Raw genomic sequence first — 12,378 nt, 5'->3', positions numbered from 1 at the left:
CCTTGATTGAAAGAATCAATACCCAAGCCACAGTGTTTTATAACCTGTGGCTTTTTTGTTTTACAATCAAGAACTGTAAGTGCTCTGCTAAAGACTTATGTGATTCAAGAATTAAATGCACACCTTCTTGCTGACTAGGCGTAGCGATTGCTGTGATATCCAAAAACAGAGTTTGCTGTTTCACACACACTTCAGAAAAAGCCTCAACTAGCTCGCTAGACTTTGCAGCCGCTCCAGCATAAATAGATTGATACGCGCCAACCTCATACACCGCCGGCGGGCTTAGTATCATTATTTTGGGCAATTCGCGGTGCAAATAGTAGTTTTTTATATCTAAAATAAGTGCTTCGAGGGCATTGGCAATATCAGCAGCCGACAGTGCAAAACGGCGCTTTAAATCATTCGTGCCGAGCTGAATAACAATCACATCTAAATGATAAGCCGCTAAGTAAGGTTCTAAGTATTTAATGCCCAGTTTATCACCACTGAAAGGCGGGTCGTTCACCAGTGTACGATTGGGCTGGCCGGCTTCAATAACTTGGTAGCCGGCACCTAATTTAATACCCAGTAAACTAGGCCAGCGCTCATCGGCTGCAAAGCGCTTACCATCGACGGGCGAAATACCATAGGTGTTTGAATCACCGAAGCATAAGATATTCATTAAAATGGATTCAATGTGTAACCTTGTTGCTGCAACTGTGCATGCGCCGTCATTGCCGATAACGCCATTTGCACACCAGGAATAAGCTGTTGCTGCTTTACCTTCATGTGCGTTGCAGACTGCCCACACACATACACAACGGTATTATGTGCCAACAATTGTGAGATCAATTGCTGATTTTTATTGTCACTGTCAAAGCGCTGTTTATAAAAACTGTTTTCCAGTACATCAACACTTGCGCCACCATGCACAACTAAAGCAAGTTGAATGTTCTCAGGCTTCACACCATGGGCTATATGCATATTAATGAACCGGGCTAATGAGTTCATTTTGTTATTCTGCGCCCCTTTTTCTGCCGCATCAGCTACATCAAATGCCACTTTAAAAACCGTTTGATCAGAGATTGGTGCATGGTTTGGCACATCATAATAAAAACCAAAACCTTTGATAGCAGGCTCAGCTTGCTCTGCATGACTAAACGAAGATAATAAGGCTAAAGATAAACCTAACAGTGTTGATTTCATAAAAGTTCCTGTTGTTTTTTACTCTAGCCTACCTTGTTTAAACCCGTTTAACTAGCATCAATATGTTGGTGCGCTTTAAAGGTCATGCCTAAGTAATTAAAGGTGTTTTTAAACATCTCGATAAACGCGTTAGGTGCGTGAGCAGATCCTGCATTTGAGAGCAATGAAAACTGCTTTTCACGCAGTGTTCTCAGTTTTGGCCTGAGTGTTTCATCATCCATGTAATCAGTGATCCGGTCTAAAAACGCTTTAAACTGCGGTGTGGTGTTATACCAATACACAGGTGATGCCAGCACCCAGTGTTGATAATTCAACAGCGCTTCAAATACCGCATAAAAATCATCATTTTTATATTGCTTATCGTAGCAATAAGGCGAGATAACATAGTCATCTAGACATACCACATCACCACCATATTGCGCTTTATAATCATTAACTTGTAAACTCGTATTACCCTTTTTTCGCGCACTTGAATAAATAATTACCGTATTTGTTATTGGTTTTTGTTGCATGACTATCACTCCTTTTTTATGATGTGCGCAGCGTAAAACCTCAAGCTAACTTTAGGTCAACACCTTGGAGCAAATTATGTCAGATAAGAAACTTATTGATGCAAACCTAGCGGTTGGCTTTGTGGCAAAACGCAGTGGCGTAAAAGTTTCAACCTTGCATTTTTATGAGTCTAAAGGGCTTATTCGCAGCTGGCGTAATAACGGTAACCAGCGCCGCTATAAACCCGATGTATTGCGCCGAATTGCCGTAATAAAAGCTGCGCAAACCATGGGGATAACTCTTGAAGACATTAAACAAACGTTAAGCACCCTACCCGAGCAACGCACACCCACTAAACAAGATTGGGCAGCTCTTTCAAAGGTATGGCAAACTCAACTAGATGAACGAATTCAATACATGCAGCGTTTACGCGAGCGCGTTAACGGTTGTATTGGCTGCGGCTGTTTATCAATGGCAAAATGCCCTATCTACAACAAAGACGACTATTTAGGTGAAGAGCACAGCGGCGCTGTGCTTTTAGAAAGAGATTAAAGTTTAACTTTGCTCAGCTCACACATACCGTAAATAGCAAACGTATGCTCAGGCGCCTCCGCTATTTGAATATCAACTGTTTGCGGGCTTTTTGAGAGCTCGCAAACAAGATCGCTAAGCAACCCTTTAAGAGTATTACTATTTTCATGGATTGAAATACTTGTATACCAAAGCACAATACCTTCTGGAGTGCCATTTTCAAGGTAGATATGTTGAATAAGCGAGTCATTATCAAACATATTTGCAGGCTTGGCCGTTCTTATTAGCTTTTCATCAAAGCGAAAGCGGCCATTCTCATCAGTTATCGTCTCATCAATATATTCTTTACCATAAGTAAGCGAACGGATTACTTTTTGCTTTGCTACCGGCTTACCATTATCAAGTAAAACCCCTTGAACTAGAGCCGATAACAAAAAATCACTTTTATTGAACAAACCAAACATGCCTGCGAATACCTCAGTTGAAGTAAAAAGAAAAATAGCGACAAATGCTAACCTAACAAAGTTCACTACCACACGGCTTCTCTATTCACTTGGCAATCGACTGGATCTAAATAAGGTTTTAGCTCCTCAGGGAATCCGTGCTTTTCGGTTATGTCTTTATCAATTTTGAAGTAATGCTCTATCGATTGATATAAGTGAGTACCAAGCGGGATGGATGTATCCATAAAGGTCATGGCTGTGGCATATGCCAGTGAATCCCAATCACGATTTGAACCACCAACGTAAAATGTTGGCTTAGTGAAGCGATAATGTTTAGGGTATTTTAATGGCACCATGAGTGATACAAATACACGTGAGCCACCACGGGCTGAACCGACATTACGCTGATTTGCGCCATAGCAAACAATGTCTTCGTAAGGTAAATAAAACGGTTTTCTAAATAAAGTATGCGGAGTTTTTACAAGGCCGGTATGGCGATTAAAGTAAAAATTATCTCGGTGCGCTAATATTGCGCGATGTTTCAGCATATAAAAACCGACGATAAACATAGGTGCATATATAGCAAATGGCACCCATCGATAGTCGCCCCACACAAAACCAATAACAACCAAATCAACGAAAAAAAACATAACTGCAGCGACCATTAGCAGGAAACTTAGAGCAGTAAATAAATTTGACCACCCTCCAAACCATGAAATAGCCAACTGCTTACCATCATTCTCTACCCAATGTCCCTCAAGTGTTGAGCCACTATCTGGGGATTCAAGCTCTGCTGCATATTGATCAGTAAAACGCTTACTTTTAAAGGTACGAGTTTTAAAGCGGCAACCATTGAGTGCTTCTGCTTTTTTTAATCGTGTTTCATAACTGTCTTTATGTAAATAGTCTCTTGGCAGTTGCTCTGTATAGGTTTGTCTATCCTTACGGTATTTAACTTTATTTTCAGCTCTTATACTTATTTCTGCCGCTTCCTCAGGGTTATCTCTTGTAAATTTCTCTATTCGCAAATCAGCTTTTTCATCTAACGCCAGCTGTTTAATGGTTTTATCCTTTGCTCTAGCAGGATCTCTGCCAGGGTTTTCGGCGCACCACTGGTTAATTGCGTTAATACGATTTTCTCTTTTAATTTTTTCTCGTTCTTCATGAGTTAAACCGTCGTTTTGTTCAGCAATATAGCGCTCAAGATCCTCATCACTAACAAGATTATCAATTAAATCATCCAGCTTGCTTGATTTTATAGAGCCTTTATCATCGCTACTCATTGTTACTCCTTTATTTGCTGCACTTCTTATGTGTTTTTTACAACTCTACTTATTAAAGCTTAGATTTATAATTTAGCTTTTATAAATGAATGATGGCTTTGCTAGTTTCTTTGCCAATACGGTGGGTAAACTTACGCTCATCACCCCAAGAGAAGAACCCAGGCTTTTCACCTACTTTGTAATATTCGATTGGTAAGCCATAAATAATATTAAAGCCCTGAATTGTTGGTTGACCTTTACCTTCTGGGTACACTGTCGCCTCTATCTTAAGCTCGATTTGATCGCCAGGTTTTAATCCAAGCTCTGCCAACAAAGTGTGATTATTTATTTCGGCCTGCCAACCCGTTCGAGCAGGCTGCAACGCCCACATACTTTTAAGGAAAATAACCGAATCTAATGGAATTTCAGTAAAGTGTTTATTCTTGCTGTATCTTGCTAGTCTAGTGTCATAATCAGTTAGTAATGATGCAGCGTAATAATTTAGCATACCCTTATCAGGAGGAAGCATTCGCCAACTAACCTTTGTATCAACACCTTCTTTAACTGCAGCTACAGGAGCTGTTAAGCCCATTGAGACTGTTTTAGCGTGTTTATTTGCGATGACTTTTGTATAAGGCTTGTAAAGTACGTTGTATACATCAAGAAGCGCTAAATCGGGGCGATTTCGCCATTGTTCTGCTCGCACACTCGTTGAACCATCATTAACAAAAGCTGCCTTACCCCATGGGCATGCATGCAACCAAGCTTCAACCTCTGATTCACTAAAATAATAAATCAGCCCTGCTGCAATAAGAATGATCACTAAGCCAGCAATACCAAATACGGCAATTAATGCAGATGCCCCTTTAGTGACAATAGCAATGCCCGAGGCTGCGGTCATACTTAAAAAACCTAAAGCCATAATGGAGTTAGCCGTAGCCAGACCCACATTCCCCTTGTTATATTCATTAACGGCATCTCTTACAGCCACATAGGTACTAATCGCACCTGCAAGCAATGTCGCTGCATTGGCGGCGTAAAACAATATTACTTTCGCGGTAATTACACTTACTCTTCCTCTGAGTATTTTTTTAGTAAACTCACTAGCTGGCACTTTGTTTTTGGAGAAAAGTTTCAACTGCTCAGAACTTGGCATACCATAACGACGTTCAACAAGGTCTTTACCAATATCCACCATTACATCAAGTAAATCTAATGCCGCTGATGTTTTATCCATGGCACTCACGCCATCACCCATTATGACGGTATAAAAGTTAATGGCCTCTAACCCAGAAACAAAAGGCAGAACGCCAATACTGGCTGAGCCTACTTTACCCTGTTGCTGTTTACCAAATGCTGTTTGTGCGTACTTTTTGAGAGACTTATTGTGATCTTTATAACCAGCTAAATCCCAATCAGTTTTAAGCTTTTCTTTTTCAACCTTCTCTAAACCAGCTACAAGCCCCTTCTCTACTACTTCTAATGCAGCTAGCTTATTTTTATCTAACACCACCATTTTTTTTATTACTTTTTCTCTGGCGCTGTTTGCTTGGTAGTATTGCTTAGTAACCATAGCCTCAAGTTCATTTAAAGCGCCATCTAAATTCGTAATAAGGTCTAACCGAGCGGGTATGGTTACTTTATCGTTAACTTTAAGTTTAACAATCGGGCGTGTTCCACCATTCCCAGGGTAACTGCCCTGACTCAATGCTTCATCAATACCTTCGGTTATTTTATTAAACTCTAAAATGCGTTGTTCAGCTCGCTTCGCACGGCTGTCAAAATTAAGCGGTACGACTGAATCGGGCAAGTTGCCTTGATAATAGTCGTTAACATCAATATCTATCTCAACAAGCAAGTCGTCTGAGATCATATGTGCAAGATGCATTATTTTTTGATACGGGTTGTACGACATCGCAACTGACTTAATACGTGCCTCACTATTAAGCATGTCTAGTCCAACACTTTTCAGTGTTGATAAATGCGCGCGGGTAACACTACTTTTTGTTTTGGCTTGTTTTAGCAATGTTTTGTAATGTTCTAATTCTTTATTTTTTTGTTTAAGTTGCCTGTTTAACTGATCTGTGATGTCATCGCCATCAATCCCTTGATTACGCGCTTCTTGAATTAGTTCATTACGTGATTTTTCGGAGCTTTCAATTTCATTTTGTTTATTTTTTATCTGTTCTTGTAAGTTTGCTATTTGCTGCTGAACCTCGTTACTTTCTTGCTGAAGGGTCGATTGTTTTTTTCTACGAGCAGTAAACACATCTTTAATTGTTCCGCTACCTTGAGACATTGAATATGTAGCAGAGGGGACTTCCATAATAATATTAAAAAAGCCCCATACAGCTTGACTGCTTCGCCTAAATACTTGCGTTAAATCACCTTCAATGTAACCATCGAGCCCATCGTCTTTGCTCTCAAGGGCATAAAACTCATCCATATCAAAATCGATATTTTTAGGGTCGTCAGGGTCTCTAAAATTTAAGTAATCGGTTAAGCCTGGGTTACTGCACTTTTCGTCAGGAAAAAGTAACTTGTGTAATTTCAATAAGTTTTCACGATTACTAGTGTCTTCAGGGTGGGTACCTAACACTTTTAAAATGATATGCTGGCCTAAGTCATTACTGTCTATTTGTTTAAGCTTTTGTGCATCCTGCTCATACACTACGCTTGAACGAAGCAAGTCTGCCGTTAAATCTTTAAGTGGGGCTAAAACATCGCACATAAGTTGATACATATCGAGCCTTCGATTGCCCGTGTGATATGCATAATCCCTTGTACATTGATAAAAACTAGAGGCGCTATCTTCGTCCTCTATTATATCTTTTACATTAGCTCTTAATTCATTGATGTATTCGCCTAACTTGAACACTTTTGCTGTTGCTAAAAATTTTCTGAACGCTGTTTTATCAAATTTGTTATCTACCCATTTTTTATAATCAGCAGCAATATCTTGCTCTTGTTCAGAAACACTGTCTTCACCATAGGTTGCTAACTTATCTGAAACAGACTGTGGAAAAGCAAAAAAGGTTTGTTGAACAAACGATGCTAATTCAAGCTGACCCCTTTGTTCTTTTGTGAGTTCAGCTACACTCGACACCATTTGTCCATTTGCGAGTTGCTCTATCGGCAGTGAACTAATAACAGAACGCGTTAATGTAATATCCGCTGCGGCTTGGCGTACTTTGCCTATCTGGTCAGGAATAACTGGACAATACACACCCGCTTGATTAACAACATCAAGCACAACATGCTTAGGTAGTTTGGCGCTATTATAGCCTTGTTCAAAATCACCGAGTTTATCTAACGTGAAAAGCCTATCACCCCGTAATAGTTGCGCATCGCTATTATTATCGCCGGGTTTAACTGGCTCGCCATAATTCAATCTTGGATCTTCAGGGTTAAGGCCGCCAAAAAGCTCTATTTGCTTCCAAGACCATTGCACTTCTGAATAAGCTACTTGAACCTCACAGGTTTGCCCATTTAGTTTATAAGGCACAATAACTGTTTTGAGTTCTTCGCCCGTTGCATCTCTGAAACCTTTATTTTGCTTCCACGTCATGATGCCTTTTTGCCACGCAAGATTAACATCATTAAAACGTGTCACGTTTTGCTCAGTTGTAACCTTGAGTTCACGCCATAAATGACCATCAACAAAAATGTATAAGTAACCATCTCTGAGATTCGTTTTATGATTATCTATTTCATCAGCTGGATGTGCATATCTAATGGGGAATATATGAACCAGTTCAATATCAGCTGTATTATCACTTTCTTCTTTTGCATCCACTTTATACAAAGGAATTTTGTAAAAACCTTTTTGACTTCTATCAACTGACTCACCTTTAACCATCAGTGATACATTTTTTGAACCATCTGATTGGCGTTCAAAAACAAGTTCTCTGTGGGCATTTTTTATATTGATTTTGTCTGCGACACTTAAATCACTCATTGGATATTTACCCCATCTTCGTCTAGCTTTTCTGCTCCAGATAATTTAACTATGATCTTCTTCCCTGCATTTTCAGCTTGCAAACTATCCCTAACTTGCACTCTTAGCCCCCTTGGTGCGGGGCCGCCAGACTGCATAAGTGGCATGGGTGGGGTATTTTTATTATTTGATATCATCGGGTCGCCTTGGCGAGCCGCAGGTTTGCCTTCAATCATTACGTTAAATGATCCCATGATAAATTCGGCTTTACCGTCGTTCGTTCCGCTAGCGATACCTTTTTTATCACCTGGAGAGTCACCCGAGCTTTGAGAAAAGTAACTTTTTACATTAGCAGCTCCTTGACCATTCACTTTGACTGAACTTGCAACAGAGGTAACATCACTTGATTGGGCTTTATTGCCGTAGGGAATAGGCACAACGCTGGTACCAATTGTGGTTAAGCACACATCGATTGTTGTTAACTTACCGCCGCTATCTTGATGCACAGCGGTGCGGCCATTAATAAGCACATTTTGTCCTGAGACTGTTGCGGTTTGCGGTGCCTCTGATTCTGTATCTTTAACTAATTGCTGCTCTGTACCTGCTTGCCAACCTAAATGATTCGACACTAAATCTAAAAAGGCACGAGGGTTATCGATTGGTTTGTTAACGTTCATATTGGTCTGCGGTTCGTTCCACGGCAAAATTGGCTGGTTTTTCTCGTTATCCCATTGTGGTGGCGGAATAATATAATCTGGAATAAATCGATTAACCAGTTCACCAAGTGTATGCTCTCGGTACTTAGGTCTGGCTATTTCATCTAAAAAAGCAGATTCGCCTTCAGAGCGGTCCGAAAAAATGGCAATACCATTAGCTTTTCCGAGTGCACCGTTGCTTCGTGCACTATTGGTTAGACCTAGTAATGTCGGGTTATTATGGCGCCATGTAACACTGCCGCCGCTTCGTACGTCAGCAGTGAGTGCGTCTATGTCGTATTGTACGCTGCCTGATTCTTTGCCAGCCATGGCATTTATATATGACATTCGCTTTCACTCCTTGAAATCTTAAATAGCTGTTCATTTGGCTGATTGAACACCACAAAAACGTGTTCAGTGTCAGCCATCAGCGGGTTATGCAAATAGCTTCCAGCTAATGCAAATGCCGCAGATTGGTTTGCCACACCTTGATAACCTAGTACGGTATTTAGTTCGGCAAACTCTATTAGTTCGTCATCATTTTTATAGTGCTTTTGGGTATAGCTAAACCACTGTTTTTGCCATTCATACGACTGCATGCCAGCAAAAATAAAGGAGTCACTAACCTGTATGTTTGCGCTTTGAAGCTGAGTAGGCATTGACTCATCAAAAGTCGTGGCTTTTAAACAACCTTGTCTGTGTACCAACAGTGCATAGCCACCTTCGCCATTAATTACGCCGCTAGGGCCATTTACAACTTGTACTGTGTGGTGTTTGGCTTGCTCAGACACGTATTCAAAACTATTACACGAATCAACGGCAACTACGAGGGTATCGAGGTCGGTTGCTTCGAGCTGCCAATCACTTATCTGCTCAAAAGCAGGTGTTTGCTCAGGCATTGCGTCAGTCAATAATTCACTTAATGTGTCATCATCAATCAGCGGCTCGCCATTACTGGCGTGCGGTAATATAAACTGAACTTTATTGACCCTAAATGAACAACAAAGTTTTTTTAACTCAATACTTTCAATAATATGAGACAAAATTAGTAAGCAACGAGTTTGCCTATCAAGCCCTGCAAGCTCAGTCAGTTCTACAAATACATAAGGGGCATCTAAACTAATATCGCAGCGGATCAGCGCTTTGCTTGGCTTTGAATACAACATTTGGTTTGCCACTGAAGTATAAAAGCTTTCGGTATAGCACCCCGCGGCATTAACATGATAAAGAGTATCAAACTGCATCTTTACCTCCTTGCTCAGCAACAATTATATTGCTGCTACTTGCCACGTTGTCGCTGTTGATATGCCCGCGCCATAACAGCGAAAAGCACTGTGCGTCCGAATCAATCACTAAGGTATCGCAGTGCATGTCGATATCATGCCTCGTTAACGTATTAGCCACTTGCACTAGTGGCTTAAGCACAGGGAGCTCTACAGTTTGTTGCTGGCCATATTCTTGTAATGGATATAATCCGCTTAACGAAAACGCCCAGCCTTTTGTAAACACTTGCTTTGTTTGTTGATCTGCCGGGGCTGTGTTGTAAAAGTTGCTAGCCAATGACGTTTTGAACGGGTACTTACCAGCCATAAGTGCTTGTTCGTCAATATCTGGCATTAACTCTATACGCGGTGACCAATGACTCGGAATTGCCGAAAAGCCAGCAACGCTTACTCGATGGCTTGGTTTTCTTAATACCTCGTTGGCATACTCTATCGCAGGTAAAGGCTGCCCTACTGCGTGCTTGTTTTTCAGTTTAAAGCCAACACCTATAGGGTTTTCGAGGCTGTAATCGCTTTGATCATGATGTGCTTTGCCCCCAAACGCACGGCTATAGCAAATAGCTGTTGGCGTAATTGGGCTAGGATCTGTTGCGACAGGGCCAAGCAGTGAACGGCGCCATTTACGTTCGCCAGTAAGGCGTAATCGCTTTTTAATTATCGGTGTGTCGTTTGCAGTTAAACCTAGCTCAACCTCAATAACACGCGCAGTTTTGCCCTTTGGCGGGTACGCAGTAAAGTTGCCATACACTTCGAAACCTTGCTTAAATGCCACTTGTTCATTCACTGCCACCAGCGGCTCGCTAGTCGGATCACCGCTATATTCGTCGGCCATGACGATTTCAACACACGGTTCCATTAAGCTGGTATTGCCTTTTTCATCAAACTCAAAGCTTTGTTTTACCAAAACAACATGAGACGCAGTGCCATCTGCTTGCCAACCTTCAAACACGCTTGCTTGCCAAGGAGTAAAGTTATGCAGCATGTTGTGCTCCTGCTATTAACTTTTGCCATTGAACTGCTGATTGCTGAGTATGATAAAGGCCACAGGCCAGTGTTAATTCAAACTGAGGGGCAAATACTCGCTGTACAATCTCGCCTGCCAATTCTGCTAAGCCTTGCTCTGGCTGCGCTTTTGTAAAACTCACGCCTTTTAAAACACACTCTCCTTTGCTTAAAGCCAGTGCTTGCCTAACATGCTCTGCATCATGCAAGTTTATACCGGCTTGCACATGATGCTGATTTTGCGCACTTACCAGTGTTAAGGCTTCTGCTTTTGCAAGTGGTCTATCTGTTAACGTTAACCAAGCCTGATAAGCTGCTTGTTGCGTTTGCGCAACGCCCATAAGCTCTATCACCAATACCAGCGCTGATTTATACACAAAGTGGCTTAATACGGTTTGGCAAAATTCTGGGTGCGCTTTACAAAATAAAGCACAAGGCTCATGCCAGCGACTATCGTCAACCAGCCCAGCTAATTGTAATAACTGCGCTTTTTTTGAAGGCTCGCTAGTACTCGAAAACACTTTAAATACTTTATCACTAAGGCTGTTATCGCCTTGGCAATAGCAATTGACTAAAGCGGCATACACCAAAGTAAAATCAGCATGAGCGAAGGCTTGTTGTAACTCGGCATCATTTAAAGGCTGCGAAAACAAAATAGTTTTAAGCTGCTGCGGTAATGACTCTTTACCCTCTAGCACTGTGGCTCTGAGTGCTTTTTGTTCTGGGATAGTCCAATACCTAAGTTGCTGCGATAACAAAGTATAAACAGGCAGAGCTTGCTGCTTTTTAAGCGCTAAAAAATAATCACTGTTGTCTTGCTCTGGTGCAGCCATTAAACGTGTTGCACAAAGCGCAAAAATGGCGTGCTGGTCGCTCGCTAACGCGATCTCACAAAAATCATCACAGCTAAGTTCAGCAAGGTCATTAAAACTGTTCCCATTGAAGTAGTCGCACGGTGACTGCTGCTTAAGCGATGCCAGCACATAAAGGTGATTAAGCACTTGATGCTCTAACACTTTTTGCCTTGCAAGACTATACGCCCCTGACGCAAGGAGCTTTTCACGGTGCGCCATTAAGGTAGTAACACGCTGTTGATGCTGTTTTAACTTAGAAACCGCTGCAAACATATTAATTAAGCCTAATCGGCCAACCTGCCAAAGTAAGGTCTTGTTGGCTATTTGCAGTAATATCTTCGCCATCAAGCACGATAGTGCCATCAGCAAATACTTCGATGCTGCCCTTGGCGGTTTGCAAGCTAACGCTTTGCTCTGCGTCAATAATAATATGCCCTGCTTCGTTGCTAATGTGAGCCGCCGGAGATTGTTCAGGTGCGGCTAAAAGTGCCGTTACAATCACACCTTGCTCACTGTGTAGCACCACAACTTGGCTACCTATTTTGCAACACGATACATGGGCAGCTTGTAAAGCAACATCGTAATGAATGTGATTAATAACCACGCTCAAAGCTTTACCCTGAGGTGACACTTCACTGACCTCTGCAAGGCTTTGTTGCTGATCAAATAACTGAGTTACTGTGGCTGTCATTTT

12 protein-coding genes are annotated in these 12,378 nt (G+C 41.5%); 1 reads left to right on the top strand and 11 read right to left on the bottom strand.

Features of this window, described 5'->3' with window-relative positions:
- Positions 1–37 precede the first annotated feature (37 nt).
- Genes J8Z28_RS19670 through J8Z28_RS19660 form a run of 3 tightly spaced genes read right to left on the bottom strand, consistent with a single transcriptional unit; the run spans position 38 to position 1,697 of the window.
- Positions 38–661, bottom strand: coding sequence for an SGNH/GDSL hydrolase family protein (locus J8Z28_RS19670; RefSeq protein WP_175081694.1), 624 nt, complete (start codon positions 659–661; stop codon positions 38–40).
- On the bottom strand, positions 661–1,185 hold the full coding sequence (locus J8Z28_RS19665; protein ID WP_138624998.1) for a DsrE family protein: 525 nt from the start codon (positions 1,183–1,185) through the stop codon (positions 661–663). Before J8Z28_RS19665 ends, J8Z28_RS19670 begins: the two co-directional genes overlap by 1 nt.
- A 47-nt stretch (positions 1,186–1,232) precedes the next feature.
- Positions 1,233–1,697, bottom strand: coding sequence for a flavodoxin family protein (locus J8Z28_RS19660; protein ID WP_062565811.1), 465 nt, complete (start codon positions 1,695–1,697; stop codon positions 1,233–1,235).
- Between the two features lie 76 nt (positions 1,698–1,773).
- Here J8Z28_RS19660 and soxR point away from each other — a divergent pair, with 76 nt between their 5' ends.
- A complete protein-coding gene (gene soxR / locus J8Z28_RS19655) occupies positions 1,774–2,229 on the top strand; it encodes a redox-sensitive transcriptional activator SoxR (RefSeq protein ID WP_054562542.1) in 456 nt (151 codons plus the stop codon).
- On the opposite strand, the gene J8Z28_RS19650 is transcribed toward soxR, so the two are convergent.
- The 8 genes from J8Z28_RS19650 to J8Z28_RS19615 form a co-directional block, all read right to left on the bottom strand.
- Positions 2,226–2,672 (bottom strand): DUF6795 domain-containing protein, encoded by a 447-nt coding sequence (locus J8Z28_RS19650; protein WP_250660866.1) that lies wholly within the window; start codon positions 2,670–2,672, stop codon positions 2,226–2,228. The genes soxR and J8Z28_RS19650 overlap by 4 nt on opposite strands.
- Before the next feature lie 65 nt (positions 2,673–2,737).
- A complete protein-coding gene (locus J8Z28_RS19645; RefSeq protein WP_250660865.1) occupies positions 2,738–3,934 on the bottom strand; it encodes a dolichyl-diphosphooligosaccharide--protein glycosyltransferase subunit 2 in 1,197 nt (398 codons plus the stop codon).
- A gap of 79 nt (positions 3,935–4,013) precedes the next feature.
- On the bottom strand, positions 4,014–7,871 hold the full coding sequence (locus tag J8Z28_RS19640; protein WP_250660864.1) for a toxin VasX: 3,858 nt from the start codon (positions 7,869–7,871) through the stop codon (positions 4,014–4,016).
- Entirely contained in the window at positions 7,868–8,893 is a 1,026-nt protein-coding gene (locus J8Z28_RS19635) for a DUF4150 domain-containing protein (RefSeq protein ID WP_250660863.1), read from the bottom strand. The genes J8Z28_RS19640 and J8Z28_RS19635 overlap by 4 nt, the downstream gene beginning before the upstream one ends.
- A complete protein-coding gene (locus J8Z28_RS19630; RefSeq protein ID WP_250660862.1) occupies positions 8,881–9,789 on the bottom strand; it encodes a hypothetical protein in 909 nt (302 codons plus the stop codon). The genes J8Z28_RS19635 and J8Z28_RS19630 overlap by 13 nt, the downstream gene beginning before the upstream one ends.
- Positions 9,779–10,810, bottom strand: a complete 1,032-nt coding sequence (locus J8Z28_RS19625) for a DUF2169 family type VI secretion system accessory protein (protein ID WP_175081699.1) — start codon at positions 10,808–10,810, stop codon at positions 9,779–9,781. The genes J8Z28_RS19630 and J8Z28_RS19625 overlap by 11 nt, the downstream gene beginning before the upstream one ends.
- Positions 10,800–12,029: a hypothetical protein gene (locus J8Z28_RS19620; RefSeq protein ID WP_250660861.1), complete on the bottom strand. Its 1,230-nt coding sequence runs from the start codon at positions 12,027–12,029 to the stop codon at positions 10,800–10,802. Before J8Z28_RS19620 ends, J8Z28_RS19625 begins: the two co-directional genes overlap by 11 nt.
- A complete protein-coding gene (locus tag J8Z28_RS19615; protein WP_250660860.1) occupies positions 11,959–12,375 on the bottom strand; it encodes a hypothetical protein in 417 nt (138 codons plus the stop codon). Before J8Z28_RS19615 ends, J8Z28_RS19620 begins: the two co-directional genes overlap by 71 nt.
- Between the last annotated feature and the right edge of the window lie 3 nt (positions 12,376–12,378).

Origin of the sequence: Pseudoalteromonas sp. SCSIO 43088 (genome assembly GCF_023650795.1) — a bacterium.
In the GTDB taxonomy this organism is placed as follows: Bacteria; Pseudomonadota; Gammaproteobacteria; order Enterobacterales; family Alteromonadaceae; genus Pseudoalteromonas; species Pseudoalteromonas shioyasakiensis.
Note: the sequence above shows the minus strand (reverse complement) of the source record. Positions and strands in the feature narration are given on the sequence as shown.

Bases quoted from the DNA above. Each gene is read 5' to 3' on its own strand.
- J8Z28_RS19660 (WP_062565811.1), bottom strand. From the start codon at position 1,697: ATGCAACAAAAACCAATAACAAATACGGTAATTATTTATTCAAGTGCG.
- J8Z28_RS19670 (WP_175081694.1), bottom strand. From the start codon at position 661: ATGAATATCTTATGCTTCGGTGATTCAAACACCTATGGTATTTCGCCC.
- J8Z28_RS19650 (WP_250660866.1), bottom strand. From the start codon at position 2,672: ATGTTTGGTTTGTTCAATAAAAGTGATTTTTTGTTATCGGCTCTAGTT.
- J8Z28_RS19625 (WP_175081699.1), bottom strand. From the start codon at position 10,810: ATGCTGCATAACTTTACTCCTTGGCAAGCAAGCGTGTTTGAAGGTTGG.
- J8Z28_RS19630 (WP_250660862.1), bottom strand. From the start codon at position 9,789: ATGCAGTTTGATACTCTTTATCATGTTAATGCCGCGGGGTGCTATACC.
- soxR (WP_054562542.1), top strand. From the start codon at position 1,774: ATGTCAGATAAGAAACTTATTGATGCAAACCTAGCGGTTGGCTTTGTG.
- J8Z28_RS19620 (WP_250660861.1), bottom strand. From the start codon at position 12,029: ATGGCGAAGATATTACTGCAAATAGCCAACAAGACCTTACTTTGGCAG.
- J8Z28_RS19645 (WP_250660865.1), bottom strand. From the start codon at position 3,934: ATGAGTAGCGATGATAAAGGCTCTATAAAATCAAGCAAGCTGGATGAT.
- J8Z28_RS19640 (WP_250660864.1), bottom strand. From the start codon at position 7,871: ATGAGTGATTTAAGTGTCGCAGACAAAATCAATATAAAAAATGCCCAC.
- J8Z28_RS19635 (WP_250660863.1), bottom strand. From the start codon at position 8,893: ATGTCATATATAAATGCCATGGCTGGCAAAGAATCAGGCAGCGTACAA.
- J8Z28_RS19615 (WP_250660860.1), bottom strand. From the start codon at position 12,375: ATGACAGCCACAGTAACTCAGTTATTTGATCAGCAACAAAGCCTTGCA.
- J8Z28_RS19665 (WP_138624998.1), bottom strand. From the start codon at position 1,185: ATGAAATCAACACTGTTAGGTTTATCTTTAGCCTTATTATCTTCGTTT.